Below are 412 nucleotides of genomic sequence, written 5' to 3' on the forward strand. Positions count from 1 at the left end.
TATATTGTATGGATTTTCGTCAAGTTATCGCCAATAGTCAACAAGGCGATTTTCTTTTTATCGATCCACCATATTACTATGAAGGGATTAAAGATAAAGATTTTTACCAAAAACCATTTACTTTGAAAGATCATAAAATGTTAGCGAAGACATTACATCAAGCAACTAATCGTGGAGTTAAATGGTTATACACCAATTACGAAACAACCCCAATTCTTAATTTATTTTCAAACTGTCACATCATTAAAACAAAAACAACAACAAGTCACAATTTAACAAATCGTCATATAAAACAAGAAATAATTATTAAAAATTATGAATAGAATTAAAATTTTTACCATCTTTTCACATCATTAAATTTTAAGCGAAACTCTATTTTAATTTAAATAACAATAATTTTCAAAAAAAATCA

Annotated in this window: 1 protein-coding gene; it reads left to right on the plus strand. The window is 25.2% G+C overall.

The annotated features are described in order from the left end of the window. The coding region (locus RI68_RS02915; RefSeq protein ID WP_038104875.1) for a DNA adenine methylase at positions 1-323 on the plus strand (323 nt) is incomplete at its 5' end. Positions 324-412: the final 89 nt, after the last annotated feature.

It is taken from the genome of Vaccinium witches'-broom phytoplasma str. VAC, from assembly GCF_000309405.1.
GTDB lineage: Bacteria > Bacillota_I > Bacilli_A > Acholeplasmatales > Acholeplasmataceae > Phytoplasma.